This is a genomic window from Marinobacter sp. V34 (genome assembly GCF_055524115.1).
The window spans coordinates 256,465-282,754 of sequence record NZ_JBUPZY010000002.1 but is presented as its reverse complement, the minus strand read 5'-3'; the positions used below and the strand labels follow the sequence as shown (position 1 = coordinate 282,754).

20 protein-coding genes are annotated in these 26,290 nt (G+C 56.0%); 14 read left to right on the top strand and 6 right to left on the bottom strand.

Annotated elements, in window-relative coordinates; genetic code table 11:
• Window positions 1-3: 3 nt before the first annotated feature.
• The 4 genes from recF to dnaA all read right to left on the bottom strand — a co-directional run bounded on the left by recF (window position 4) and on the right by dnaA (window position 5,181).
• Window positions 4-1,146 carry a DNA replication/repair protein RecF gene (gene recF, locus AC0B60_RS04355; RefSeq protein WP_465084332.1) on the bottom strand — a complete coding sequence of 381 codons (1,143 nt, stop codon included), beginning with the start codon at window positions 1,144-1,146 and terminating at the stop codon, window positions 4-6.
• 102 nt (window positions 1,147-1,248) lie between these two features.
• Window positions 1,249-2,520, bottom strand: a complete 1,272-nt coding sequence (locus AC0B60_RS04350) for an ABC1 kinase family protein (protein WP_465084330.1) — start codon at window positions 2,518-2,520, stop codon at window positions 1,249-1,251.
• A gap of 49 nt (window positions 2,521-2,569) precedes the next feature.
• A complete protein-coding gene (dnaN, locus tag AC0B60_RS04345; RefSeq protein WP_465084328.1) occupies window positions 2,570-3,673 on the bottom strand; it encodes a DNA polymerase III subunit beta in 1,104 nt (367 codons plus the stop codon).
• A 56-nt stretch (window positions 3,674-3,729) separates the two neighbouring features.
• Entirely contained in the window at window positions 3,730-5,181 is a 1,452-nt protein-coding gene (dnaA, locus tag AC0B60_RS04340; RefSeq protein ID WP_465084326.1) for a chromosomal replication initiator protein DnaA, read from the bottom strand.
• Window positions 5,182-5,824: 643 nt separating this feature from the next.
• Here dnaA and rpmH point away from each other — a divergent pair.
• The 8 genes from rpmH (at window position 5,825) to AC0B60_RS04300 (ending at window position 14,067) form a co-directional block, all read left to right on the top strand.
• Window positions 5,825-5,959, top strand: coding sequence for a 50S ribosomal protein L34 (rpmH, locus tag AC0B60_RS04335; protein WP_008172542.1), 135 nt, complete (start codon window positions 5,825-5,827; stop codon window positions 5,957-5,959).
• A 15-nt stretch (window positions 5,960-5,974) separates the two neighbouring features.
• On the top strand, window positions 5,975-6,382 hold the full coding sequence (gene rnpA, locus AC0B60_RS04330; protein ID WP_465084324.1) for a ribonuclease P protein component: 408 nt from the start codon (window positions 5,975-5,977) through the stop codon (window positions 6,380-6,382).
• Window positions 6,382-6,675: a membrane protein insertion efficiency factor YidD gene (yidD, locus tag AC0B60_RS04325; RefSeq protein WP_465084322.1), complete on the top strand. Its 294-nt coding sequence runs from the start codon at window positions 6,382-6,384 to the stop codon at window positions 6,673-6,675. Before rnpA ends, yidD begins: the two co-directional genes overlap by 1 nt.
• A gap of 4 nt (window positions 6,676-6,679) precedes the next feature.
• Window positions 6,680-8,392: a membrane protein insertase YidC gene (gene yidC, locus AC0B60_RS04320; RefSeq protein ID WP_465084321.1), complete on the top strand. Its 1,713-nt coding sequence runs from the start codon at window positions 6,680-6,682 to the stop codon at window positions 8,390-8,392.
• 90 nt (window positions 8,393-8,482) lie between these two features.
• On the top strand, window positions 8,483-9,853 hold the full coding sequence (gene mnmE / locus AC0B60_RS04315) for a tRNA uridine-5-carboxymethylaminomethyl(34) synthesis GTPase MnmE (protein WP_465084319.1): 1,371 nt from the start codon (window positions 8,483-8,485) through the stop codon (window positions 9,851-9,853).
• A gap of 86 nt (window positions 9,854-9,939) precedes the next feature.
• Window positions 9,940-10,791, top strand: a complete 852-nt coding sequence (locus AC0B60_RS04310) for a tetratricopeptide repeat protein (RefSeq protein WP_465084317.1) — start codon at window positions 9,940-9,942, stop codon at window positions 10,789-10,791.
• Window positions 10,792-10,815: 24 nt separating this feature from the next.
• Window positions 10,816-13,185, top strand: a complete 2,370-nt coding sequence (locus tag AC0B60_RS04305) for a bifunctional diguanylate cyclase/phosphodiesterase (protein ID WP_465084315.1) — start codon at window positions 10,816-10,818, stop codon at window positions 13,183-13,185.
• Between the two features lie 147 nt (window positions 13,186-13,332).
• Window positions 13,333-14,067 carry a substrate-binding periplasmic protein gene (locus AC0B60_RS04300; protein ID WP_465084314.1) on the top strand — a complete coding sequence of 245 codons (735 nt, stop codon included), beginning with the start codon at window positions 13,333-13,335 and terminating at the stop codon, window positions 14,065-14,067.
• A 25-nt stretch (window positions 14,068-14,092) separates the two neighbouring features.
• Here AC0B60_RS04300 and AC0B60_RS04295 read toward each other — a convergent pair whose 3' ends face one another.
• Window positions 14,093-15,913 carry an acyl-CoA dehydrogenase C-terminal domain-containing protein gene (locus AC0B60_RS04295; protein ID WP_465084312.1) on the bottom strand — a complete coding sequence of 607 codons (1,821 nt, stop codon included), beginning with the start codon at window positions 15,911-15,913 and terminating at the stop codon, window positions 14,093-14,095.
• A 219-nt stretch (window positions 15,914-16,132) separates the two neighbouring features.
• Between AC0B60_RS04295 and AC0B60_RS04290 the strand changes: the two genes are divergently transcribed.
• The 3 genes from AC0B60_RS04290 to AC0B60_RS04280 are packed head-to-tail and all read left to right on the top strand — an operon-like array spanning window position 16,133 to window position 20,999.
• Window positions 16,133-16,693: a DUF3833 domain-containing protein gene (locus AC0B60_RS04290; protein WP_465084311.1), complete on the top strand. Its 561-nt coding sequence runs from the start codon at window positions 16,133-16,135 to the stop codon at window positions 16,691-16,693.
• A gap of 58 nt (window positions 16,694-16,751) precedes the next feature.
• On the top strand, window positions 16,752-17,846 hold the full coding sequence (locus tag AC0B60_RS04285) for an efflux RND transporter periplasmic adaptor subunit (RefSeq protein WP_465084310.1): 1,095 nt from the start codon (window positions 16,752-16,754) through the stop codon (window positions 17,844-17,846).
• Window positions 17,847-17,849: 3 nt separating this feature from the next.
• Window positions 17,850-20,999, top strand: coding sequence for an efflux RND transporter permease subunit (locus AC0B60_RS04280; protein ID WP_465084309.1), 3,150 nt, complete (start codon window positions 17,850-17,852; stop codon window positions 20,997-20,999).
• Window positions 21,000-21,009: 10 nt separating this feature from the next.
• Here AC0B60_RS04280 and AC0B60_RS04275 read toward each other — a convergent pair whose 3' ends face one another.
• Window positions 21,010-22,284, bottom strand: coding sequence for an EAL domain-containing protein (locus tag AC0B60_RS04275; RefSeq protein ID WP_465084307.1), 1,275 nt, complete (start codon window positions 22,282-22,284; stop codon window positions 21,010-21,012).
• Window positions 22,285-22,933: 649 nt separating this feature from the next.
• Here AC0B60_RS04275 and mnmG point away from each other — a divergent pair.
• Genes mnmG through AC0B60_RS04260 form a run of 3 tightly spaced genes read left to right on the top strand, consistent with a single transcriptional unit; the run spans window position 22,934 to window position 26,288 of the window.
• Window positions 22,934-24,820, top strand: a complete 1,887-nt coding sequence (mnmG, locus tag AC0B60_RS04270; protein WP_465084305.1) for a tRNA uridine-5-carboxymethylaminomethyl(34) synthesis enzyme MnmG — start codon at window positions 22,934-22,936, stop codon at window positions 24,818-24,820.
• Window positions 24,821-24,828: 8 nt separating this feature from the next.
• The gene (gene rsmG / locus AC0B60_RS04265; protein ID WP_465084303.1) at window positions 24,829-25,506 is read left to right on the top strand and encodes a 16S rRNA (guanine(527)-N(7))-methyltransferase RsmG; all 678 of its coding nucleotides are present in this window, start codon (window positions 24,829-24,831) and stop codon (window positions 25,504-25,506) included.
• A complete protein-coding gene (locus AC0B60_RS04260) occupies window positions 25,494-26,288 on the top strand; it encodes a ParA family protein (RefSeq protein WP_465084301.1) in 795 nt (264 codons plus the stop codon). Before rsmG ends, AC0B60_RS04260 begins: the two co-directional genes overlap by 13 nt.
• The last annotated feature ends 2 nt before the right edge of the window (window positions 26,289-26,290 follow it).

The window sequence follows — 26,290 nt, the reverse complement described above, 5'->3', positions numbered from 1 at the left end:
GGATCATCCGGGTTCCTGTTCTTCCGTCAATTTGCCATGTTCCACGTGGAACAATCTGTATTCCGGCATTGTGTGCCGCCATAATTCGTCCGGCCTGGGAGCCTCTATCGATGTCACAAACACCTGACAGCGTAATTCGTAGAGTTTTTGGGCCAGCATGGCCCTATGGACCACATCCAACTCTGCATTGATATCGTCCAGCAGAAAGGTAACCTGCTTCCCAAGATCGCTTAGCACCATGCCTTGTGCGATCTTCATCAATATGACCAATGTCTTTTGTTGACCCCGGGAGAAGGTTTCTGCCACCGGTCTCCCCTGGAATCGCAAGCGAATGTCAGCCCGGTTAGGGCCGTACAGGGTATGGCCCATTTTTAGTTCTTGCTCCCGATGCGAGCGTAGTACCTCGACCAGGGGTTGACTAGCGTCCCAGCCGACGTAATAGTCCAGCTTGAGTCCATCAACCCAGGGCGCATCTATCTCACCGAGTAAACTGTAAAAAGCCTTGGTAAAAAGCCGAAAGGTTTCGTTCCGGGCTTGCGTCAGGCGCTCTGCCAACTCCGTGTACTGTGAATCCCAGACCTTCATCAGAGCTTCGTCTATTCTACCATTTCTCAGGATCTGATTCCGCTGTGACGTCACTCTTTGACACTGTTGCCACACCGAAGCAAACGAAGGTTCCACGTGGAACACGGCCCAGTCGAGAAACTGTCGGCGTTTACCGGGTCCACCGGCAACAATATCGAACACCCCCGGATCAATAACCGAGACAGGTAGATGGCGGGCAAGCGAAGATAGATTACGAACTGCTTCCCCGTCGACTCGGAGGGTGGTTTCTTTGGCGGTCCCGTCCCTGGAAATACCAACACGGTGTTTCAATTCTCCAGGCGAAGACAACGGTTCTCCCACCTCTGACATTCCGTTATCCAAACCGCCGAACACCGTTAATTTCTGTTGGCCGTGACTAACCACCGCCTGATGTCGACTCACCCGAAATGAACGGCCGAGCCCCAGGTAGCCAATGGCTTCCAGTACACTGGTTTTTCCACTGCCGTTGGCGCCATACAACAGATTTATGGAAGGTGAGAAACTAACCGGCGCGGGAGAAAGATTGCGAAAATATTCCGATTGAAGTTTAACGAGCGCCATAGGTCACGATAGGTTATCAACCTGTAGGAGACGGGAAACAAAAGGGCAGCGTGCCATTCGACAACGCTGCCCCAGTGTACAAAACCTTGCGGGTGAACGCGATTAATGCAGCATATTCAACCGTTCGTCCATAAAGACGTCCATTTCCGGCGCCAGTATGTGAACGTAACGGTCGAAATACAGAAACTGCTTCAGCAGGAGCGCAAACTCCCTAGGAAAATGCAGCCCGTGGCCTTCACCAATTCGTACCATGTCCATCAGGATATTGTTCACGTCATCCTCAGCCTGGTCGGCCTGATAGGGAACTTCATCCGGCACCATGGTATCCATTTGCTGGTAGAGGCGCCGCAGGTCGGCGGCCAGTTCCGCAACCTGAACCTTTTGGTGAGTGATACCGATACGAATCATGGCATCGGCCATACCTTCAAAATTGCCCACCATAACCGTTGAAATGAAATCGCTGACCGCCTGCCAGGTATCCGGGCGGATGCGCCCAACGATACCAAAATCGATAAAACCAACTCGGCCATCTTTCAGCACCATCAAATTCCCCGCGTGAACATCGGCGTGGAAAAACTCACACTGGGTGAGACTGGAGAACCAGGTGTTCATCGCGGTAATTAGCGTACGCTCTGGATCACGGGCGTAACCTCGGATGCTTTCAAGATCCGTCAGCGGCACACCGTGGAAACGCTCCATGGTAAGAATGCGACGAGTACTGCAACTTTCATAAACCCGGGGCACGGTGGCGTCTTCGTTATGGGTGTTATGGAGAAATTCCCGGAACACTTTAAGGTTGTTCGCTTCTTTGATGAAGTCGCATTCCTCCATCATGGTGCGTTGGATTTCCTCCACAATCCCGGACAGCGAAGTCCAGGACAGTTTGGGCGCCAGGGTCTCCAGTATTTTCGCGGACAGGTACAGGAAATTGAGATCCGTCAGCAGAATGTTTTCCACACCCGGCTTTTGCACCTTGATCACCACATCCTCACCGGTGACGAGCTTCGCGGCATGAACCTGAGCAATCGACGCCGATGCCAAAGCCACCGGGTCAATGTCAGAGTAGACGTCTTCGATCGGACGGCCCAATTCATCCCGGATAATCTTCCGGATCACACTGAATGGTAAGCTTGGTGTGCGGTCCAGGCAGTACTGGAATTCCTCAACGTATTCCTTGGGGAAAAACGTGGGGGAGCTGGCAATAAACTGGCCGAGCTTGATGTAGGTGGCACCCAGGGATTCAAAGGTCTGCCGGAGCAATCGCGGCGCCGGCGGCCGATCGCCCCGCACCCAGTTCACTCCGGCGCGCCCCAGTACCGACACGGTCTGACCGATTCGAAAGGCACCCTTGAGGCTGTTTGTCACCGTTCCCATGACTCTTTTCCTTACTGATCCGGTAAATACTGAAACCGATCCAGCTGACCTACAGCCGCATCGGCATTACGACATAGAGGCAACGATTGTCGTTCTCGGCCTCGATCAACGCACTGCTATTGGGATTGGCCAGAGTAATCTTGACCTGATCCTCATCCAGCGCATTCATCACGTCCACCAGGTAGCCTACATTAAAGCCAATCTGAAGTGATTCGCCTTGATACTCGACCGGCAGCGCGTCTTCAGCCTGTTCCTGGTCCGGGTTATTGGCAAATACCTGCAACTCGTTGGGCGCCAGGTTCAGGCGTACACCACGAATATTTTCATGGGAAAGAATACCCGCACGCTGCAGTGTGTTCTTGAGGGTGGCACGATCAGCCAGAACAACTTTATCGCCACCTCGGGGAATCACCCGGTTATAGTCGGGGAACTTGCCTTCGATCAACTTCGAGGTAAAGGTATAGGAACCAACCGTCGCCCTCAGATGATTATCTCCGATCACCAGCGTCACCGGGGTTTCCACATCGTCCAGCAAGCGCGCCAACTCGAGAACCCCCTTGCGCGGCACAATAACCTGCCGGGGCTCGGGGCAACCGGTTGGCAAATCAAAATGCGCCATGGCCAGGCGATGGCCGTCGGTGGCCACGGTACGAACGTGATCCTTATCAACTTCCAGCAACAGCCCGTTCAAATAATAACGCACATCCTGTTGCGCCATCGCAAAGGCGGTGGCATCAAACATTCGGCTGAGCTCTTTCTGGGGCAGTTCCAGGCCGAAACTTTCCGCATCATCCTCAACGTTGGGAAAATGCTCCGCCGGCAAGGTCGACAACGTAAAGTGACTGGCACCACAACGCAGATGAAGGCGGTCGCCCTCCAACGCCAATTCAATCGGCGCCTCGTCACCCAACGCCCGGCAAATATCGGACAGCTTCCGCGCCGGCACCGTAATACGGCCTGGCTGGTCAACGTGCACCGGTGACACCCGGCCCACCAGTTCCACTTCCATATTGGTTCCAGTGAGGGTGAGGCTATTGTCCTCAGCCACCAGCAACACGTTGGAGAGAACGGGCATCGTCTGTTTTCGCTCCACCACACCGGCAATGGACTGAAGGGGGGTAAGCAGAGATTCTCGGCTGATCGTCAGTTTCATGGCACTCAGCATTCTTTTATTGGAAGGTGAATGTGTATTGGCCGCTGCGAACCCGGTCAGGTTGTCAGTAGCCGCATAAAGTTCTGATAATCCTCACGGATGCCAGGATCCGTTTCCTGCAGCTCTATGATCTTTTTGCAGGCATGCAGTACCGTGGTGTGATCACGGCCACCAAACGCATCGCCAATTTCCGGCAAGCTGTGATTGGTCAGTTCCTTGGCCAGGGACATGGCAACCTGCCTTGGCCGGGTTACAGTTCGGGTGCGCCGTTTTGACAACAGATCGGCCACCTTGATCTTGTAGTACTCCGCCACTGTGCGCTGGATATTGTCGATGCTGACCTGCTTTTCATGCAGCGCCAACAGATCCTTGAGGCTTTCCCGGATAAACGGCGGCGTGATTTCCGAACCAGTGAAGTGAGCATTCGCTATCACTAGTCGCAGCGCCCCCTCTAGCTCACGGACGTTCGACCGAATTTTCTGGGCGATAAAAAACGCCGCCTCGCTGCTGAGTTTGACGTTTACCTGTTCTGCTTTTTTCATCAGGATGGCGACCCTCGTTTCCAGCTCGGGCGGCTCTACCATGACGGTCAGACCCCAGCCGAAACGGGACTTGAGGCGCTCTTCCATATCCACAATTTCCTTCGGAAAGCGGTCACAGGTCACAATCACCTGTTGCCCACCTTCCAGTAACGCATTGAAGGTATGGAAGAATTCCTCCTGGGAGCGCTCCTTGCGGGCAAAAAACTGAATATCATCAATTAATAGAGCGTCCACAGAGCGGTAATAGCGCTTGAATTCATTGATGGCGTTCAACTGAAGTGCTTTTACCATATCCGCCACAAAACGCTCGGAGCGAAGATAGGCCACCTTGGCCCTGGGATTGCGCCTTACAATGTCATTGCCAATAGCATGCATCAGGTGAGTCTTACCCAGGCCCACACCACCATACAAAAACAGTGGGTTATAGGCCCCGCCGGGATTTTCAGCCACCTGCATTGAGGCCGCACGAGCCAACTGGTTCGACTTACCCTCCACAAAGGTGTCAAAGGTAAAGCCTTCATTCAGGAAACTCTGGTGCTTGATGTCCCCTTCAACCTGGACCGAGCGCCGTTCGCTGGTGCTCTTGGCCTTCACCGAAGGCGTGGTCACTGTGGCCGCAACGCCCTTTTCCTCTTCCGTTACCCGGCTACCCGCTTCCTCCTGTTCGGCCGCCACACCACTGACCGCATTCTCAGAACGGACCACCAGGTCCGACGACCGTGGCGCAGACCCCACCTTCATATCGATTCGAGGTGCCTGACCACCGTGCAAATCCTTCAAGACTTCTTCAATTCTTCTGAGGTATTTTTCGTTCACCCAGTCCATGACGAACCGATTGGGTGCAAACAGCATCAACTGACCCTCGCGGTGATCCGACTGCAAGGGTCTGAGCCAGGTGTTGAATTGCTGGGCGGGAAACTCGTCCCGGAGTACTTCCAGACACTGATGCCATATATTGTTCGGCACGACAGTCTTGCCTCCGATGCCTCAGAAATTTCTCGTCACAGATCTCCATGACCCGACGAAAGAGATGACCAAGGATTCTAACCTGAGCACCTCCCGAGTGAAAGAGCGAAACGCATTTAATAAACAGCCTGTGGAAAGTTATTTTCTTTTATTTCAAATTTTTACAGACTTACCTACAGGCTTGTGTACAGAAATAAAGAGTAGAAAAAGTTACCCACAGACCTTTGTGCACAAACGGCGCTCAACCCTGTGGACGACACCCCGATGTTCGGTGGATAAATCGCGATCTGAGCAAACCTACGACTTACCCACATTTCCTGCCCCAGATATACACAGACCTCACCCCCACTTCTCAACCACTTTATAAACCATTCAATCCGCTGTTTCTAAATCAATTCCATCGTTTTTCCACAGAAAAAGGCCTGCCTAATAACAGTAATAATAATCCTTAAAGAGAATACAAAAAGACCTAATGAATTTATTACTCGAACCGTGAATCAACGCAGATGGAAATAACCCGTGACTGGTCTCGAATAACCATTGAATTCCACCGCCACATTGCATAGAATGCCGCTCCTGTTTTGGCTGTTCATTTTCCAGCCAACAATTGAATTTCCAACATCTGTAATGTGAGACCGACACCATGAAAAGAACGTTTCAACCAAGCGTACTGAAGCGTAAGCGCGTTCACGGTTTCCGTGCCCGCATGGCAACCGCCAACGGCCGTAAGGTAATTTCCCGTCGTCGCGCCAAGGGCCGTGCCCGTCTGTCTGCATAAGACATTGACCGCCTGATGAAGGCTTTGACCTTTCCAAAATCGTCCCGGCTACTCAAGCCATCCGATTACGGCAAAGTCTTCGACGACGTACAGTTAAGGGTTCCGCACCGACATTTCCTGATCCTGGCCACACCCAATTCCCTGGGGCACGCCAGGATTGGTTTGGTGTTTTCAAAGAAGAATCTCAAACTGGCGGTACAGCGAAACCGCGTTAAACGCCGGGTTCGGGAAACCTTCAGGCACGAAAGGGAATACCCTGCCCTGGATATCGTGGTTCTTGGACGGCGAGGATTGACGGAGCTTGATAATGCCGCGCTCAATGCTACCCTGACGGAGCTCTGGGCACGCCTCAGGAAGAAAAACCGCCAGCTCCAGAAACCAACTTCATCGGAACTTTCCGATACCGGCAAAGGAACGGGTTAATGCGCAAACTGTTGCTCCTGCCCATCCGAGTCTACCAGTACGCGATCAGCCCGATGATGGCCAGTCATTGCCGTCACTACCCTACTTGTTCCCAATACGCTGTCGAAGCCATCACTGCCCACGGTGCCATTAGAGGCCTTTTTCTTACGGTCAAACGTCTAATGAGGTGTCATCCATGGGCAAAAGGCGGGTATGATCCCGTTCCGGGCACTGACGTTCGCACTGAAGTAATACCTTCTATCTGCTGCGGGCCGGCCAGCCAAACCCATAACACTAACCAGACCAAACAGTAAGTTTATGGATATTCAACGCATTGTATTATTTGCCGGCCTTGCCATTGTCAGTTACATGATGGTGCTTGCCTGGAACGAAGACTATAACCAGCCGCAGACCCAACCCGCTACGGAACAGGCGAGTACCGGTACCCAGCCTGCATCGACCGATGACATGACTCTCCCGACTGAGAGCGCTGGTGGCTCGGATACCTCGAATGAAGAGTTCACCACTCCGGAAGGCGAAAGCCAGACAATATCAGCCTCGGAGACCTCCTCAGTTTCTGCCAGTGATCAACTCATCACCGTGCGCACTGATGTCTACGAGCTAAAGATTGACCGTGTAGGCGGTAACCTGATTGAGAGTTCTCTGCTGCAGCACGACCGGTCACTCGACAGTGAGGAATCACTGAGGTTGTTGACCAATACCAGCAAGCGCACCTACATCATGGAAAGCGGGCTGATCGGCCGCGATGGCATTGACAGCAAACGCAACGGCAGTGCTCCAGTGTACAACGCGTCTGCTTCAGAGTATGAACTGCGGGAAGGTGAGAACACACTGACGGTCGATCTCACCTTCACCACAGACAACAATGTCGAAGTCACTAAACAGTATCTGTTTAGTCGGAACAGTTACGAAATCGATGTTCGTTACTCGATCAACAACCAATCCGATAGCGTCTGGCAGGCAAATATGACGGGCAAGATTGTCCGTGATCAGGCACCGGACCCCACGGCTCAGAATAGTCTTGGTATACGTGCCTTCCTGGGCATGGTAGTCAGCTCACCGGAAGATCCTTACGAGAAGTTCGATTTCGACGACCTCTCGGAAAATCCGATCAACCAGTCGGTGACCAGTGGCTGGTTGGCCTTCCTCCAGCATTACTTCCTGGCCGCCTGGGTTCCCGAAAGGGATCAGCCCGCTCAGTTCCAGTCCACTCGTCGTGGTCCGCTCTATGTGATGGGCTTCGTGTACCCAGCGACTGTCGTGGAGCCGGGTGAAACCAGCGAAGTATCTGCCAAGGCCTATGTGGGGCCGAAGATCATTGAGCGTCTTGAAAATGTAGCCCCGAACCTCGACCGGACCGTCGATTTCGGTTTCCTGTTCTTTATTGCCCTGCCACTGTTCATTATTCTCGACTGGTTCCACGGACTGGTTGGCAACTGGGGTGTGGCTATCATCCTGTTGACGGTCCTGGTCAAAGCGGTGTTTTTCAAATTGTCAGCGACCAGCTACCGGTCCATGGCTAGAATGCGGGCAGTGGCTCCCCAGCTGACACGGTTGAAAGAACTGTACGGCGATGATCGCCAGCGAATGTCCCAGGAAATGATGGCGTTGTACAAACGGGAGAAGATAAATCCGTTAGGTGGCTGTCTGCCGATTCTGGTACAGATGCCCGTCTTTATATCCCTGTACTGGGTGCTGTTTGAAAGTGTCCAACTGAGACATGCTCCCTTCATGCTGTGGATCCAGGATCTGTCGGTGATGGACCCCTATTTCATCTTGCCGATCCTGATGGGTGCCAGCATGATGTTGCAGATGAGTCTGAACCCGACACCGCCGGACCCAATGCAGGCGAAGATCATGAAGCTGATGCCGCTGATCTTTACCGTGTTCTTCCTCTGGTTCCCGGCAGGCCTGGTTCTGTACTGGTTGGTCAACAACATCCTGTCCATTAGCCAGCAGTGGTACATTACCCGCAAGATCGAAGCGGAAGTCGCGAACAAGAAAAGCTGACCGGTCATTCAACGGTTCCAGTGATTGCGGAGGCTCCTTTTGGGAGCCTCTGTTATTTCAGGGGGTCCAAGGGGCAAGGGGATAGTAACGATGTTTTATGCCACCGATACCATTGCCGCAATTGCTACGGCACCGGGCCAGTCCGGTGTGGGTATTGTTCGGGTATCTGGCCCACAGGCGACGGCGATTGCACGCCAGATGTTGGGATTTGAACCGAAGCCGCGTTACGCCCATTATGGGTCGTTCCTCGACACTCGGGGCGAACTGATCGACGAGGGTATCGGGCTGTACTTTCCCAATCCCCATTCGTTTACCGGTGAGGATGTCTTTGAACTCCAGGGCCATGGTGGCACCGTTATTCTCGACTTGTTGTTGCGGACGGTGTGTGAACTTGGAGCCCGCTTGGCAAGGCCCGGCGAATTTTCGGAACGGGCTTTCCTTAATGACAAACTGGACCTGACCCAGGCCGAGGCTATCGCTGACTTGATTGAAAGCAGCTCGGAGCAGGCAGCGCGCTGTGCGGTCCGGTCCCTGCAAGGGGTATTCTCCCGCCGGATCGATGCCTTGGTTGAGGCGGTTACCCACTTACGAATCTACGTCGAAGCTGCGATCGATTTCCCGGAAGAGGAAATCGATTTTCTGGCCGATGGCAAGGTGGCGAACGACCTGCAAGCCATTATTCAGGACCTGAATATTATCCTTGCGGAGGCCCAGCAGGGCACCATTCTCCGGGATGGTATGAAGGTGGTGATTGCTGGCCGTCCTAACGCCGGTAAGTCCAGCCTGCTTAATGCCCTGGCAGGACGGGAGGCGGCCATTGTAACGGCCGTTGAGGGCACCACCCGGGATGTTTTGCGAGAACATATCCATATAGATGGTATGCCCCTGCACATCATTGATACCGCCGGCCTGCGGGACAGCCCTGACGAAGTGGAACAGATTGGAATTGCCAGGGCCTGGGACGAGATTCGTCAGGCCGACCGTATATTATTGATGGTGGATGCGACCACTACACCGAAAACCGAACCCCATCAACTATGGCCGGACTTCATCGACCAGTTACCGCCTGGAGCGCCCCTGACCGTCATCCGTAACAAAGTGGACCTGACTGACGAACCTGCGGGCATCGAGCAACTGGACGCCGGTGCCGCACCGGTGGTGCGCATTGCGGCCAAATCAGCGGACGGTCTGGACGTGCTGCGCGACCACCTGAAGCAGTGCATGGGATTTGCCAGTACCACCGAAGGCGGCTTTATTGCTCGGCGTCGTCACTTGGATGCCCTTGAGCGGGCACGTGTTTCCCTGTTGCAAGGTGAGGACCAGTTACAGGGCTACGGAGCCGGTGAACTATTGGCAGAAGACCTTCGTGCTGCCCAGGATGCGTTGGGCGAAATCACAGGTGTAATGACGCCTGATGATTTACTGGGGAAAATCTTCAGCAGCTTCTGCATCGGCAAATAAGCCTCGAAAGAAACGGTTTGAACTGGCCTTCTTCCATGTAAAACTAGTCGCTTCATTGACTGCTGAAAACGGCTAGTGAGTTATAGATGTATCGTCCGTATTCCTGTCTTCTAATCATTCTGCTGCTCGGTGGATGCGCTGGCATCGATGGTGATCGTCTGTCCAAGGCGTCATCAGATGTGCTGAAGCGTACAGGCCAGGTGATGAAGCAGCTCGTTTCCGGGCCAGAGGGGGATCCCTACAAACCGGAGCGGGAGGCGTTGTTCGATCAGCCCTACATTGACCCACTGACGGACTACCTGGCTCAGCATGACGATGATCCGCAACGGACTGAGGTGCTCCAACTAATCAGGCAGGAACGTGACCGGCGTTGCAACATCATTGCACAGAAATACGCCAGCAGGCCGGCGACAGAAGCGATGCTCGGGCGCTATCGTTCTGGCTACGCCTATTCCTGTCCGAAGCAGGTTGCGGCTTTCAGTGAGCGGGTAAGTCGCCAACCCCCTGAACCAGAAACGCATACTGCGCCCACCGATACTGACGCCATCGCCAATACCGTCACGGAAGGGCCCACCGGAATATCCGACCAGGCCCTGAGCAATTGTTACCTGCTGACCACCATCCGTAACTACAGTGCGGCCCGGGAGGCCTGTCGCACGCCTGCCAACAATGGCGATGTACGCTCCCAGGCCAATATGGCGATCATTGCCCATGCCTACGAGGACTACGCCAGAGCGCGGGAGTGGGCGCGGAAAGCCGCACCCACCTCCGGTGATGCCGCTTTCCTGTTGGGGCAGATGTATGAGGCAGGTCGAGGTGTTTCGCAGGACCTGGAGCAGGCCGTCCATTGGTATACAGAGGCCGCGCAGCAAGGACACAAGGAAGCTCAGGCGGCTCTTGACCGTTACCCGCAATTATTGCCCCCCGGTGACACCTGATCCACTGCGAAAGGATATCCCCTTATGCCAGGGACGCTTACAAGCCGCCCGAACTACCGTAAAAACCTCTCTTATCGACAGTCCATCATGTTGATGCTGGGTTTACTGTTGCTGGTCTTTGTTGCCGGGATGCTGTTGTTGTCGAGTCTTAATCTTAGCTATTCACGGGACGCCCTGTCTGACGTTCGTCATCAGCAGATCAGCGAGGTTGTGGGCGCCGGACTGTCGCGGATTAACGCGCGACAGTCCGCACTGGCAAGTTATACCACCTCCCTGGCGAACGTCGGCGAAAGCTTCCACGAGATGATGAAAATCGAAATGGTCGGTAACAATGCCACCGAGCTACGAAGCCGGTTGGAGCACACTCTCAGGGCCCACCTACAGGATTTCGAGGGGGCTGCTGGCGCCGGACTCTGGTTTGAACCCGGTGTATTATCGGAAGCCGGCGTCAGCTACATGCCTTACTTTTTGAAGGACACGACCGATGGTGTCATTTCGCGGCTGGACACTGAGGCACGCTTTGAGCACTATCGCAACGCGCCCTGGTTTGCTCGCACCCTGGAAGCGCGATGGACGCCCAACTCCGATAATTCGGGCCAAGTGTACTGGTCTCCGGTCTATTTCGATCTCAATACCGAACGAGCGGTCCTGGCGATCGCCAGCCCGATGTATGATCGTCAGGGAAACATACTGGGAATGGCTACTACAGCTTGGGGGGCGGATCAGGTCATTGATGCAGTCAGCCGCATCACGGTCACCGAACAGAGCTTTACCTTCCTGAATGACCGCAACAACCGTAACCTCTCGAGTCTCAGCCAGGGAGAGGATAGTCGCGAGGAACAGGCACTGATTGACGCCGTCCTGGCGCTTGAGCTTAACGGGAATGTTGATCAGTCTTCCCCATCCGATCTCTCCGGAGTGCTGACGACCCAAAGCCTGACCGTTGGCAACCGAGACTACGAACTCTACTACGCGGCGAGTGCCGGTGGCATGGTGTACGGTGCAGGCGTTCCGAAGGACGAAATAGATGCGGTTCTGCGCCCCATGGAGCGCACCAATCACCGCATTCTGTTTGGTACGGGGTCAGCGATGCTGTTGCTAAGCCTGTATCTGTTGTACCGGATTATCCAGTTGATTCGGGAATTACAGGCGTCCTATACCGATGAACTCACCGGCCTGCACAACCGTGTTCGACTGCTTCGTGACCTTCAGAGCCGCGACGCTGCCGCACTGCTGATCATTAACCTGGACCGTTTCAATCAAATCAACAGCCTGTTTGGGAATGTCTGCGGTGATCATGTGTTGCTGACGATTGCCACACGCCTGGTCACTTTTTCTGAGCAGAGCCGTTACGCCATTTCCAGGGTTTATCGTCTTCCTGGCGACGAATTCGCCATTCTCACCCCTGCGATGTCGCCGGAAACCGTGTATGAACTCGCCGCTCAGGTGCGACAACTGGTGAGCGGTGAACGGGTCTACTGGAAGCAACAGCGGCTGACAGTGGATATCAGCATAGGTATTGCCCAACGTGGAAAAAGAAAGCGCGGAAACGCCGCGGATCAATTGGTCAGCCAGGCAAAAGTGGCGGTGCTTCAGGCACGTGAACAGGGTCGCCATTACCTGTTGTATGATCCAGCGGTCGGGATTGAAGAGAATTATGAGAACAACCTTTATTGGGCCAACCGCCTGCGGGAAGCCATTCATCATGACCGCCTGATGCCCTGGTTTCAGCCAATTCACGATAACCAGAGTGGCCGTATCTGCAAGTACGAGTGCCTGGTGAGAATGGTAGAACCGGATGGCAGCGTGATCAGTGCTGGCCGCTTTATGGACATTGCCAATAAACTGCGACTGAATCGGCGTATTACCGAACTGATGATCGAGAAGTGTTTCGCCTGTTTTACCGGCCGCGAAGAGGAGTTTTCAATCAACCTTTCCTATGGCGATATTACCGACTCGGAAACAGTCGGACGAATCCTTGAGGCTCTGGAATCGTCTGGTATTGGCAACCGTGTCATCTTCGAGATCCTGGAATCTGACGGCATCACCGATTATGGATACATTCGATCGTTCATCGAACAGGTAAAGCCGTTTGGCTGCCGGATTGCCATTGACGATTTTGGAACTGGCTACTCCAATTTCGCCCACCTGTTGAGCCTTAACGTAGACATCATCAAGATCGATGGCAGCCTGATTCGTAATCTCCACGAGGATCACACGGCGTTTCTGGTAACCAGTGGCATTGTCCAGTTCGCTCGCAGTCTGGACATTCAAACGGTGGCGGAGTTTGTCCACAACGAGTCGGTGCAGGCAAGGGTACGGGAGTTAGGGATCGACTTTTCCCAAGGCGAATACTTCAGCATGCCGGTGCCAGCCCCCGGGTCTGCAGACTAGTCAGACGCGGGTTCATTCCCTTACGAAAACACACATTTTTATTGTCAAACACCGTGAAAACCTGGGGTAGACTCCGGCGACATAGAGAGTGACGCCAGCTCATGGCGACCACGCATATCAAGGAGATAAACCGTGCGGCACCTGCCAATGTTCTTACTCGCTGCCCTCGTCTTGATGACGGGTGTTTCCAGCGCTCAGGCTTCAGACAAGCTGTATCTGTACACTGAAAACTTTCCCCCCTACAACATGAGCGCCACCGGCCGGGCGTTCGAGCATAACGGCACCAACATTGACGGTCTGTGCACGGAAATGGTCAAGGCCCTCCTGAACAACACCGATCTGGATTACGTGATCAAGCTGCGCAACTGGGATTATGGTTACAACCGGGCGCTCAGCAAGCGCAACCACGGTATCTTCTGCACTACCTACACGGAGTCCCGCGCGCCGCGTTTCAAATGGGTCGGCCCGCTGACCCGGAACCTGTGGACCATTTTCGCGCCGGCGGGTACAAACCTGCAGATTGATCGGCTTGAGGATGCCAGGGAGCTGCGTTTTGGCGGCTACCGCAACGACGTTATGACCGAATACCTGTTAGAGCGCGGCTACGAAGTGTCCACGCTGGACAGTGATGACCTCAACCCGAAACGGCTGGAGCTCGGCCAGATTGACCTGTGGATCGCAGATCGGCTGGCCGGCCCTTATTTTGCGTCCCAGCAGAATGTGGAGGGGCTGGAGCCGGTTTACTCGTTTAACGATACTGAACTTTTCCTGGCGATCAACCTGGATACGCCGGATGCCACAGTCGAGAAACTCAAAGCCGGGCTTCGAAAGGTCCATGAAACCGGCATGTTTGAGGCCATCGAAACCAAGTACGGCCTGTAAGGCCGTACCACAGACCGCCTCCGCCTCAGTCGGTGAAGGCCATGTGCTCGGGCGCCAGTTGCATCAGGCTTCTTGTCGGGCTCAACATTCCGGTTGCATGGGCCTGGGCCCGGGGCAGCAGGCGTTCGTAGTAGAACTCTGCCGTGGCCAGCTTGGCGCGGTAAAAGTCTTCCGAGTCGGTACCCCCCTTTTCCAGCTTGTCTGAGGCTACGGCGGCCATTCGTGCCCACATGTAGGCCATGGTCACGTAGCCGCTGTACATCAGGAAATCGTTGGCAGCGGAACTCACGACATCGCGGTCCTTGCGGGCGGCCAGCATTAGCCGCACCGTGAGCACGTTCCACTGGGCGGTAAGCTTGAGCAACTCTACCGAGAAAGGCCTCACCCGCTTGTCGGTCAGTGATTTGCGGGCAAAGTTGGCAACTCTGAGGGTGAACTCCCTGACCGCCCCGCCCTGAGTCATCAGCAGTACCTTACGGCCCAGCAGATCCAGCGCCTGGATACCAGTGGTGCCCTCATAGAGGGTGGCAATGCGGGTGTCGCGGACAATCTGTTCCATGCCGTGCTCGCGGATATAGCCGTGGCCCCCGAATACCTGTACTCCCAGATTGGCGGCCTCATTGCCCAGCTCGGTAAGGAAGCCTTTCAGAATGGGGGTCAGGAAGCCCAGCCTGTCATCATAGGAGTCGGCTTTCTCCGCATCCCCAGTGGTGTGGCCTTCCACCATGTGATCAGCCAGTCGGGCTGAGTAGTACAGCATGGCACGACCACCCTCGGCGATGGCTTTCTGGGTCAGCAGCATGCGGCGCACATCGGCATGATGAATCAGGCTATCCGCCACCTGATCGGGTTCTTTCTTACCCGACAGGGCGCGCATGGACCGGCGTTCTTTGGCGTAATCCAGTGCCCACTGGTAGGACAGTTCCGCCGGGCCGACACCCTGGATGGCAGTGCCGATCCGCGCGGTGTTCATGAAGGTGAACATGCAGTTCAGTCCTTCGTTCTCGGGGCCGATCAGGAAACCGGTGGCGTCATCGAAGTTCATCACGCAGGTGGCCGAGGCCTTGATCCCCATTTTCTTTTCCAGGCTGCCGCAGGTCACGCCATTGGCTTTGCCAACGCCGCCATTCCCGTCGGGCAGGAATTTGGGCACGATGAACAGGCTGATGCCTCGGGTGCCTTTGGGCGCATCCGGCAAGCGGGCCAGCACAATGTGAACGATGTTCTCGGTCAGGTCATGGTCACCGGAGGAAATGAAGATCTTGGTACCTGAGAGCTTGAAGCTGCCGTCTCCCTGAGGTGCCGCTTTGGTTTTCACCTGTCCCAGATCGGTCCCGCACTGGGGTTCGGTCAGGCACATGGTGCCCCCCCAGCGGCCTTCGGTCAGCGGCACCAGGTAGGTTTGTTTCTGGTCTTCGCTGCCATGCAGGAAGATGGTGTTCATAGCCCCCATCGACAAGCCTGGGTACATGGAGAAAGACCAGTTGGCAGTACCCATCATCTCCTGTTTGAACAGGCCCATGGAGGCCGGCAGCCCCTGCCCGCCATACTCCTCCGGGGCAGACAGACCCTGCCAGCCACCCTGCGCATACTGTTGATAGGCTTCACGGTAGCCCGTGGGAGTGATCACTTCGCCGTTATCCAGTTGGCAGCCTTCCTCGTCGCCGCTCTGATAGAGCGGGCTCAATACCTCTTCGCAGAATTTGCCGCATTCGTTGAGTATCGCATCGACGATATCCGGAGTGGCGTTCTCGCCGGTTTTCAAACGTGTGTAGTGCCCCGGGTAGTCGAAAACCTCGTTGAGCAGGAACTTCATGTCGCGTAGGGGTGCCTTGTACACCGGCATAGCAAATACCTCTGTGGTTCTGTTTGCATTGCCCGATGTTTTACGGCATTGCCGGCGACCTGCCATTGACGGAAACCGCCATGCCCCCTGTCAAAAAGGACAATTGGCTGAAATGACGAAAGCATGAACGCAGACGTTCTCTAATGATCGATAACAACGCGAAGGGCGTATTTGAAGGGCCGATCATCCATTGTAAATTGCCAGGAGAGTGTAAATATCATGCAAATATCGATTGGGACGAACAGGATCACTGGTTTGCCCCGCTGTCTCTGGTTATTGTTGGCGACAGTGTTGCTTGCGGGCTGTGCCGGGCCGGCGCTTGAGGATTATAGTGACCGAATGCCGGTATTGACGCCTCAGGAATTTTTTACCGGCGAACTTTCTGCCCGGGGCGTGGTCAAGGATTTCTCGGGCGAAGTGATTCGCACTTTCGATGCGGACATTTCTGCCAGTTGGGACAGCAACGGCGTCGGCACCCTGAACGAAGAGTTCCGTTTTGACGACGGCGAAGTCCAGACCCGGGTGTGGACGCTGACACCCGACAACGGCGCATTGAACGCCGACGCTGGCGATGTCGTGGAGCCGGGCACAATGCGTTGGCAAGGCAATGCCATAAACATGAATTATGTCCTGCGGGTGTCCTACGGCGACGGCACCATTGACGTCCGCATGGATGACTGGATGTACTTGATTACACCGGACACCCTAATCAACCAGACCACCATGACGAAATGGGGGATTGAAGTCGGGGAGATCGTGCTGGTGATCAGCAAACGTTAGCCCGCATTGAACCTGCAGCCGGTTGTTGGGGCACAATCAAGCAAACGGATAAAGCATTATGGTTAAGCAATGGTTGATCGCTCTGATACTCGTGGCCCTGGCGGCCGGGGGGGCATTCTCCTGGCAGCACCTGAGTGGGGAGGAGGCGGCGAATGCCCAGAGGGAACGCCCCGCAAGCAAAGTGAATACGGTCACCCCCGAAATGGAGCTGGTCAGTGACACTGTCAGGGCAGTTGGCAGCCTTCGGGCCCGGGATCAGGTGGAACTGACCACCGAGGTCAGCGGTCGTGTTGTCGAAATGAATCTTGATGCCGGAAAACGGGTCCAGTCCGGTGACCTTTTGTTGCGTCTGGACGATCGCCAGGCAAGCGCTGATCTGCAAGTGGCGCAAGCCACCCTCTCCGACGCCCGCCGCCAGTATGATCGCGCCCGGAAACTCCAGGCCAATAACAGTATTTCCCAGTCCCAGGTTGATGAATTGCGCACCGCCGTTGACGTGGCGGAAGCCCAGCGCGAGGCGGCTCGTACCCGCCTTGACAACCACCGTGTTGAAGCACCGTTTGCCGGGGTTATTGGTCTCTCCGATATCAGTCTGGGAACTTATCTCAGTGCAGGCACGCCAGTGGCAACTCTGGACTCCACCACCAAGATGGAATTGGGGTTCGCGATTCCCGAAAGATTCCTCGGCCAGATCAACATTGGCCAGATGGTAAGCGGCACCTCGCCGGCCTACACCGGAGAAACCTTTGGCGGCGAACTTGTGGAGTTGGGCACACGAATTGATGAGCTGAGCCGAACACTGCCGGTGCGGGCCCTAATTGACAATCCCGATGGCAAACTCAGGCCGGGCCAGTTCATGTCTGCCACGCTGACACTCCGGGAACGTGAATCCCTGGTTATTCCCGAGCAGGCAGTGATGATTCGCGGTGACGAGAAGTACGTGTTTGTGGCCGAAGACGGTATTGCCCGACGGGTATCGGTGACCCTGGGGTCACGGATGCCCGGCCTGGTCGAGATCATTGACGGGTTGTCGTTGGATGAACAGGTGATAGTAACCGGCCAGGATCGCCTGAGCAGTGGCGACAGGATCAGTGTGGTGGAAGGGGAAAATGTGATTCCCGACAACCGCTTTGCCAACTCCCTGGAGTCCTGATCCGTGATCCTGTCCGATGTCTCCATTAAACGTCCGGTTTTCGCGACGGTTCTCAGCCTCCTCATTGTGGTTTTCGGACTGGCAGCGTTATTGGGGCTTCCGGTGCGGGAGTATCCGGACATTGACCCACCCGTGGTGTCCATATCCACGGATTACATTGGTGCTGCGGCCGAAGTGGTCGACACCCAGATAACCCAGGTCGTGGAAGGGGCGATCAGCGGCATCGAAGGTATTCGCTCCATTGAGTCCTCCACCGAACAGGGTGAATCCCGTACCAGCATAGAATTTACCATTTCCCGCAACGTCGACATCGCTGCCAACGATGTGCGCGATGCCGTGTCCCGCATTGCCGATCAACTGCCCGAAGAGGCCGAGGCACCGGTCGTCCAGAAGGCCGACTCAGACGCCCGCCCGATGATGTGGGTGACCCTGCGCAGTGACATCTGGGACAGTGCGGAATTGAGCGATTTTGCCGAACGGGTGCTTGCCGACCGACTGTCCGTACTGGATGGCGTTGCCAACGTACGCATTGGTGGTGAGCGGCGTTACGCCATCCGGGTCTGGCTGGACCGCGAACGGCTGGCGGCGCGGGATATCACCGTGGCTGAAGTCGAGCGTTCACTGCGAGCCAATAACGTTGAACTGCCAGCCGGCTCGGTGGACTCTTCCACCCGCAACTTCACGGTGCGTGCGGAAGGCCGGCTCACCAATGTGGAGCAGTTCCGTGATCTGGTGGTTCGCCGCGACGGCAATGACTTGCTGCGCCTGGGCGAGGTGGCCAATGTCCAGATGGGGGTTGAGTCCGATGTCAGCCGACTGCGGGCCAACGGCAAGACCGCGATCGGCATGGGTATCATTCGTCAGTCCAAGGCCAACACGGTGGCAGTGTCCGATGCTGTGCGCGCGGAGCTTGAAAAGATCCGCGAGACGCTGCCCCCGGAAGTGACGATTGCCGAGAGCTATGACGAGTCCATTTTCATTCGCGCGTCGATCAAGGAAGTGGTGTTTACTCTTGCGATTGCCGTGTCCCTGGTCATTCTGGTGATCTTCCTGTTCCTGCGGTCCTGGAGGGCCACCCTGATTCCGGCGGTGACCATCCCGGTGGCGGTTATCGGCGCCTTTATCGGGCTGGGCTTCCTCGGTTTCTCCATCAACGTACTGACCCTGCTCGCAGTGATTCTGGCCATCGGTCTGGTGGTGGACGACGCCATCGTCATGCTGGAAAACATCCAGCGCCGGATCGATGAGGGTGAACCGCCATTGCTGGCGTCTTATCGCGGTGCCAAGCAGGTGGCGTTCGCGGTCATTGCCACCACGCTCACCCTGGTTGCGGTGTTTGTGCCAATCTCCTTTATGGGCGGCAACATCGGGCGACTGTTTGCCGAGTTCGGGTTCACCCTGGCAGCGGCGGTGGTGGTATCCAGCCTGGTGGCGCTCACCCTGGCGCCCATGCTGTGTTCAAAATGGTTGCGGCATAGCCCGGAATCGGCGGAAGGACACCGCCTGTGGGCGGCCAGTGAAAAAGTGCTGAATGGTCTGACCCAAGGCTACGAACGTATGCTCAGCTTCTCCCTCAACCAGCCCGGCTTGTTGCTGGGCCTTGGGCTTGTTGGGCTTATCGTTGCCATAGTAATTTTCCCAAGATTGCCGCAGGAGTTGGCGCCCACGGAAGATCGGGGCGTGATCATTATGCCAACCAGCGCCCCCCGGGGTTCGACGGTCGAGTTCACAGACCACTACGTGCGTAAGGCGGAGCAGGAACTGTTGCCCTACCTGGAGCAGGGTGTCTCCAATCGGTTGCTGTCGATCGTTGGCTTCCGCGATGAAGAGGACAACGCCTTCATGATCATGGGCCTGGTGCCTTGGGAGGATCGTGATGTCAAACAACAGCAGATTACCAGCGAACTGCGGGGCAAACTCGGCCAAATTACAGGTATTCGCGCCATCGCGGTGAACCCACCAGGGCTAGGCCAGCGCGGCTTTGACCAACCGGTGGAATTCGTGGTGGCCGGGCCGGATTACGAAAGTGTGCAGGCCTGGAGTGAGGAAATCGTCGAGCGAGCGAAGGACAACCCGAACCTGCTGAACCTGGAGACCGATTTTGAACTGACCCGCCCTGAGCTGCGGGTGTCCATTGACCGGGAGCGCGCCGCGGACCTGGATGTCACTATCGAAGATGTGGGCCTGACACTGCAGACCATGTTGGCATCACGGCAGGTGACCACCTACCTGGATCGGGGCCGGGAGTACGACGTGATCCTTCAGGCAGCGGACGCTGACCGTGCAACGCCGTCGGACCTGGGGCAGATTTTCCTGCGCCCCCGCGAGGGCGGCACGCTGATTCCCTTGCAGGCGCTTGTCTCGGTCGAGGAAATCGGTGCCAATCCTGATCTGCGGCGCATCGACCGGTTGCCGGCAGTGGTCATTAGTGCCTCCCTGGCCGATGGCTATGATCTGGGTTCGGCACTGACGTATCTGAACAACCTGGCGGTGGATAACCTGCCGCCGGAGGCGAGGGTGAGCTACAAGGGGCTATCGCGGGAATTCCAGGAATCGTCGTCGGCGATCTACGTCACCTTTGGTCTGGCATTTGTGATTGTCTTTCTGGTGTTGGCCGCCCAGTTCGAAAGCTGGATTCACCCGCTGATCATTATGCTATCGGTACCATTGGCGGTTACCGGAGCCTTACTAGGCCTGTGGTGGGCCGGCATCAGCCTGAATATCTACAGCCAGATTGGCATCATCATGTTGCTGGGTTTGATGGCGAAGAACGGCATATTGATTGTCGAGTTTGCCAACCAGCTCCGGGACAAGGGCTATGAGGTGAAGGACGCCATTCTGGAAGGTGCCAGCCTGCGCTTCCGGCCGGTGCTGATGACCACCATATCCACGGTCTTCGGTGCCGTGCCGTTGGTGCTCGCAACGGGCGCGGGGGCGGAAAGCCGGGCGTCGATCGGTATCGTTATCCTCGGCGGGCTGGTGTTCGCTACCACCCTGACCCTGTTCATCATTCCGGTTCTCTATAACCTGCTGGCGCGGTTTGCCAAGTCCACCAACGCGATTGCACTGGAACTTGAAAAGCAGGCCAGCCAATCCCCCGGTGGCCGCGGCATGACGGCCGCCCCGCAATCAAAAGAGATGGATCAGTTCTGACGACCAGTGCTCAGAGTGTTTGTGGAAAACATAACTGGCCGCCGAAGAGTTCATCGGGGTGCAGATCCGCACAGAAGACCTGTCGACTATTGTCGCTGGTGAGCGAGGTAGACAGGGTGACCGTACGAATGGCATCCGGTAGTGCTACATAGGGCCGCGATGCGTTGATGTGTTGCGGGCGTGCGACAGCGTTACGGAAGTATTCCCGATGTGCCCAGCAGGCTCCGGCGGAGTGGTACAGCGGATTGAAATCCTGTGGGGCAAAGTGGCGAGTGCCGAAGGCGAGATTGCCCTGTTGGACGCCCTCCCGATCCAGCAGGAAGCAGCGCTTGATACCGCTGATGCGAAGCATGGATTCGCAGGCCGAGGTGAACGCCTCTCCCCGCGCCAGTCGGTGGCAGGTCTCAAGGATCTCAAAGCGCAGCAGGCGCAGGAAGTCGTTATGATCCGAACTTTCCTGCAGCGTTGATTCCCGTGAGTGATTCATCACCAATTTGAGGCCTGCCTCACGTTCCTCCACCAGAGCCGGACTTACCTCACCTGGCCTGCCCAACAGAAAGCCCTGCAGTAAGTCTGCTTCAGTCGCCAGGGCAATTTTGGCCTGGGCCTCGCTTTCAATACCTTCCAGAAGCACCAGGCTGCCGCTCTCACGGATCATCCGTACCAGGCTTTCCAGCAACAGGCGGGCACGGTGATGTTGCTCGGCATTGACCAGCAGGCTTCGGTCCAGCTTTACAATCATCGGATCCATTCGCCAGAGCCGTTCGAAATTGGAGTCCCCCACGCCGAAATCGTCGATGGCAATGCGGAAGCCTTTGGTCTTGGCCATGTGGATGAACTTCAGCAAGGCGTCGGGATCATCACTGGCAGTTTCTACCAACTCTAGGACCACCCGGTCCGGGGCAATGCCACAGGATCGGCAATGGTCCACCAGCCGATCCAGGGAAGAGGCGGGGTGGATGCAGGTTTCCGGATTAATGTTGAGGAATAGCCAGACCGGCATTGTGTGCCCGGCAAACTGTTCCAGGTGGCGATGCAACAGGAAACTGTCCAGTTCCACCGTCTGTTCGCTGCTATCGGCACGACTGAATAACTCCGCTGGCGAGACCGGCTGCTGATCCCGGGTAACACGCACCAGAGCCTCGAACCCAACGAGCTTCTGATGAGTGGGGCTTAGGATCGGCTGATACGCAGAACTGAAATCAAGGTCTGCGAAGATACTCTCACGATAAGGAGATTGGGTACGCAATTTCCGATGCCGGGAAAGTGAAATAACACGGTTCATGGTCAGGGTCCTTCAACAATGAAGCCATCCTGGGCCCTAGCTGAAATGTGAATGAAAGTGAGTATTTCTGGCGAATTTCATGCCAGGTTGCCAGAAAACCAACGGTTAACGGCTTTATCTAGCGTCAATAAAATATGACGTGTTGCTGGTGATTGAATTAACGCACCGTTGAGGTGCGGTTTGGAGCGATAAATTCTCCCTACGCCCACCAAACGCACATTACGATATCGGCGGCGGGCCCTCTTTCTCGCTGATGGCACGAAGTTGTGGATAATTTATTGGATAACCTTCGGATAAGCTTTGGTTAAATTAAATTTAAACTATATAAAACAAATAGTTAAAGTGTCTTTGAGGGTGTTTTTGACAAGGTCATATATGTGGATAACTTTCTTGAAAAGTTTTCTTAGGAGGTATCCACAACCCGCTGATATCTGTCGTATTTCGGTACTCCATTTCTCGTGGAACTCATCGCGAAACAACAGCGTCTGGGCCGGTGTCATTTCGGGGCCTTTCTGTTATTGGCCTTTCTGGTTAAAATTTGCACATTCTGACTGCAATTTGTCGGGTGAGGCGTTATACTCCCGGCCCTGATTTTCAAGCTGTTTTTACGCCCAGAATTTTCTGAGTACCCGTTTGCCGAGGTGATGTTGTGGATTATCCGACCCGTTTCGATGTAATTGTCATTGGTGGTGGCCATGCCGGCACTGAAGCCGCACTGGCAGCTGCACGCATGGGGTCCCAGACCCTGCTGCTGACCCACAACATTGAGACCCTGGGCCAGATGTCCTGCAACCCCGCTATCGGAGGTATTGGCAAGAGCCATCTGGTCAAGGAAATAGATGCCCTCGGCGGCGCCATGGCCATGGCAACCGATAAGGCCGGCATCCAGTTCCGCGTGCTGAACTCCCGCAAGGGCCCTGCGGTTCGCGCGACCCGTGCCCAAGCGGACCGGGTGTTATACAAGGCGGCCATCCGCGAAATCCTGGAGAACCAGCCCAACCTGACTTTGTTCCAGCAGGCCGCAGACGATCTGATTGTGGACGGTGAGCGCATCACTGGCGTGGTCACCCAGTCAGGTATTCGTTTCCGTGCGCCCACGGTGGTACTGACCACCGGAACCTTCCTTGGCGGTGTTATCCACATCGGCATGCAGCAGCATTCTGGTGGCCGTGCCGGTGACGCACCGGCGAATGCGCTGGCACAGCGTTTACGTGAACTGCCATTCAACGTCGGGCGCTTGAAAACCGGCACCCCGCCCCGTATTGACGCCCGCAGCGTAGATTTCTCAGTGATGCAGGAGCAGTGGGGCGATGATCCGGCTCCGCTGATGTCGTTCCTCGGATCTCGCGAGCAGCATCCTGAGCAGGTGTGTTGCTACGTCACCCGTACTACCGAACAGACCCACGACATTATTCGCAGCGGTTTTGATCGTTCGCCCATGTTTGCCGGTAACATCGAAGGTATCGGACCTCGCTACTGCCCCTCCATCGAGGACAAGGTCAACCGTTTTGCTGACAAGGACTCGCACCAGATTTTCGTGGAACCAGAGGGGCTGACCACCAATGAGTTATACCCCAACGGCATCTCCACCAGCCTGCCGTTCGATATCCAGCTTGCTGCTGTGCGCACCATTCCCGGTTTCGAGAGTGCCCACATTACGCGGCCCGGCTACGCCATTGAGTACGACTTCCTGAATCCACAGGATCTGCGCCACACCCTGGAAACCAAATTCATCCAGGGCCTGTACTTTGCGGGACAGATCAACGGCACCACCGGTTATGAAGAGGCCGGTGCCCAAGGTCTTCTCGCAGGTATCAACGCGGCATTACGTGCCCAGGACAAGGACGAATGGTACCCCCGTCGTGACGAAGCTTACCTTGGCGTACTGGTGGACGACTTGATCACCATGGGCACCTCCGAGCCCTACCGCATGTTTACCAGCCGTGCCGAATACCGGCTGATTCTGCGGGAGGACAACGCTGACCTTCGCCTGACGGAAACCGGCCACAAGCTGGGGCTGGTGGATGATCATCGCTGGCAGACGTTCAATCACAAGCGTGAAGCCATCGCGGCTGAACGTCAGCGCCTGGAAACCACTCGAATTCACCCGGGCACGGCCGGTGGCGACGCGGCCAACAGCCACCTGCGTCAGCCTATGAACCGCGACCAGACCCTCGCGGAGCTGCTGCGTCGCCCGGAAATCAATTACAGGCATATTGCCGCCATGGCCGTGGGCCAAGCGGACGATCCGGCGGTGGCCGATCAGGTGGAAATCGAGATCAAGTACGAGGGCTATATCTCCCGTCAGGCGGACGAAATCGAGCGCCTGCGCCGGAACGAAAATACCCGTTTACCGGATGATATTGATTTCGACGCGATTGGTGGCCTGTCCAACGAGATCAAGCAGAAACTCAAGGAAGTGCGGCCGGAAACCGTGGCCCAGGCTTCGCGTATCCAGGGCGTGACCCCGGCAGCGATTTCCCAGGTGCTGGTGCATCTCAAGAAGCGCGATCTGCTGCGCAAGCAATCCGCCTGAGTGCGCCCATGAGCGATGCACTTTGGCAACGCCAGCTCAGTGAGGGTCTGGCCGATCTGAATCTGGAACTGGACAGCGCCAGCCAGCAACAGCTGCTGGCGTTTCTCTCATTGCTGAACAAGTGGAACCGGGCCTACAACCTGACGGCCGTGCGGGAGCCACGGCAGATGGTGTCGCGGCAGTTGCTGGACAGCCTCAGTATCTTGCCCTTCGTCACAGCCAACCATTTGCTGGATGTGGGCGCCGGCGGCGGCCTCCCGGGGATTCCACTGGCGATTGCGTTACCTCACAAGCGGTTTACCCTGTTGGACAGCAACAGCAAGAAAACCCGGTTTCTGACGCAATGTGTGCTGGAGCTTGGCCTTAAGAACGTCGACATTATTCACGGCCGCGCTGAAAGCTGCGATCCTGCCGTTCAGTACCATCAGATCAGTAGCCGGGCTTTTACGGCATTGGATAACCTGATTACCTGGTGTGGGCACTTGCTCGCGGATGAGGGCGAGTTCCTTGCCATGAAAGGCCAGTTTCCGGATGATGAGGTAGCTGCCCTACCAGCTGGTTGGCAGGTAACATCCCGGCGGTCATTATCAGTGCCAGGCTCGGACGGAGACCGTCACCTGTTGGTGATCCGGCGGGGGGCGAACGATGAGAATTTCACCAAAGGAGGCGAGTCATGGCGCGTGTGATTGCAGTGACCAATCAGAAAGGCGGTGTGGGTAAAACCACCACCTGCGTCAACCTGGCTGCCTCGCTGGCTGCGACCAAGCGCCGCGTGTTGTTGGTGGATATGGACCCTCAGGGTAATGCCACCATGGGCAGCGGTGTGGACAAAAATGCCCTGGAGCTTTCCGGCTACGACATGCTCACTAAACGGTCAACGGCAGCCGAGGTGATCTTCCGGGCGGAGGTTTCCGGCTTCGATATTCTTCCTGCCAACGGCGATTTGACCGCAGCTGAAGTGGAGCTGATGAACGAGATTGGTCGCGAACACCGCCTGCGCCTGGCTATCAACAAGGTTCGGGAAAACTACGATTACATCCTGATCGATTGCCCGCCTTCTCTCAGTCTGCTGACCGTGAATGCCTTGTCGGCGGCTGACACCGTGTTAATCCCCATGCAGTGTGAATACTATGCGTTAGAGGGATTGGCGGCGCTGATGAATACGGTCGAGCAGATTCAGGAAACCGTCAACCCGGACCTGCAGGTGGAGGGTATCCTGCGTACCATGTATGACCCCCGCAACAGCCTGACCCTGGATGTTTCAGGCCAGCTCAGCGAGTTTTTCGGTGACAAGGTCTACCGCGCGGTGATCCCCCGCAACGTGAGACTGGCGGAAGCTCCGAGCTATGGTATGCCAGCACTGAAATACGATCGCGCGTCCAAAGGAGCGGTGGCCTACCTGGCCCTGGCCGGCGAGATGGTACGCCGGCATGGATCGCAAAAGACATCCGCGGCCGTTGCCGTGTAAAC

Excerpts from the sequence above, each read along its gene's own strand:
- AC0B60_RS04310 (WP_465084317.1), top strand. The coding sequence starts at position 9,940 with ATGTATCGTCCGTATTCCTGTCTTCTAATCATTCTGCTGCTCGGTGGA.
- AC0B60_RS04285 (WP_465084310.1), top strand. The coding sequence starts at position 16,752 with ATGGTTAAGCAATGGTTGATCGCTCTGATACTCGTGGCCCTGGCGGCC.
- AC0B60_RS04295 (WP_465084312.1), bottom strand. The coding sequence starts at position 15,913 with ATGCCGGTGTACAAGGCACCCCTACGCGACATGAAGTTCCTGCTCAAC.
- recF (WP_465084332.1), bottom strand. The coding sequence starts at position 1,146 with ATGGCGCTCGTTAAACTTCAATCGGAATATTTTCGCAATCTTTCTCCC.
- AC0B60_RS04290 (WP_465084311.1), top strand. The coding sequence starts at position 16,133 with ATGCAAATATCGATTGGGACGAACAGGATCACTGGTTTGCCCCGCTGT.
- mnmE (WP_465084319.1), top strand. The coding sequence starts at position 8,483 with ATGTTTTATGCCACCGATACCATTGCCGCAATTGCTACGGCACCGGGC.
- rpmH (WP_008172542.1), top strand. The coding sequence starts at position 5,825 with ATGAAAAGAACGTTTCAACCAAGCGTACTGAAGCGTAAGCGCGTTCAC.
- AC0B60_RS04275 (WP_465084307.1), bottom strand. The coding sequence starts at position 22,284 with ATGAACCGTGTTATTTCACTTTCCCGGCATCGGAAATTGCGTACCCAA.
- AC0B60_RS04305 (WP_465084315.1), top strand. The coding sequence starts at position 10,816 with ATGCCAGGGACGCTTACAAGCCGCCCGAACTACCGTAAAAACCTCTCT.
- AC0B60_RS04300 (WP_465084314.1), top strand. The coding sequence starts at position 13,333 with ATGTTCTTACTCGCTGCCCTCGTCTTGATGACGGGTGTTTCCAGCGCT.
- yidD (WP_465084322.1), top strand. The coding sequence starts at position 6,382 with ATGCGCAAACTGTTGCTCCTGCCCATCCGAGTCTACCAGTACGCGATC.
- AC0B60_RS04350 (WP_465084330.1), bottom strand. The coding sequence starts at position 2,520 with ATGGGAACGGTGACAAACAGCCTCAAGGGTGCCTTTCGAATCGGTCAG.
- dnaN (WP_465084328.1), bottom strand. The coding sequence starts at position 3,673 with ATGAAACTGACGATCAGCCGAGAATCTCTGCTTACCCCCCTTCAGTCC.
- rsmG (WP_465084303.1), top strand. The coding sequence starts at position 24,829 with ATGAGCGATGCACTTTGGCAACGCCAGCTCAGTGAGGGTCTGGCCGAT.
- yidC (WP_465084321.1), top strand. The coding sequence starts at position 6,680 with ATGGATATTCAACGCATTGTATTATTTGCCGGCCTTGCCATTGTCAGT.
- rnpA (WP_465084324.1), top strand. The coding sequence starts at position 5,975 with ATGAAGGCTTTGACCTTTCCAAAATCGTCCCGGCTACTCAAGCCATCC.
- AC0B60_RS04260 (WP_465084301.1), top strand. The coding sequence starts at position 25,494 with ATGGCGCGTGTGATTGCAGTGACCAATCAGAAAGGCGGTGTGGGTAAA.